General features: G+C 80.7%; 1 protein-coding gene. It reads left to right on the forward strand.

Translation table 11 applies throughout. The features are described from left to right. A partial coding sequence (locus UK12_RS42295) for a hypothetical protein (RefSeq protein ID WP_045307129.1) occupies positions 1–336 on the forward strand: 336 nt, incomplete at both ends.

Genomic DNA, 336 nt, shown 5'->3' on the forward strand with positions numbered 1-336 from the left:
CCCCTACCCCGTCTCCGACCTGATGCTGCGGCACGCGATCCTGCCGCCCCTGGTCGGCGTCCTGCTCGGGCTGGCCTGTTCGCTGCTGCTCGTGCTGTCCGGCGGCGGCCCGGCCGCCTGGCTGGTGCCCGCCCCGGTCCCCCCCATGGTCGGGGCGGGGCTGGTGCACGCCTGCCGCCGCGTCATCCGCCAGGACCTCCTGTCCTCCGCGCGGCAGGGGGCCGGCGGGGGCGCCGGTCCGTTCGCCTGCGCCGCCTGGTACGCCGCCGGGCCGGCGGTCGCCGCTCTGGCGCCGCCCCTGCCTTTCTCCGCCGCCCTGCGCCGCCCGGCGGCGGC

Origin of the sequence: Saccharothrix sp. ST-888 (assembly GCF_000955975.1) — a bacterium.
Classification (GTDB): domain Bacteria; phylum Actinomycetota; class Actinomycetes; order Streptomycetales; family Streptomycetaceae; genus Kitasatospora.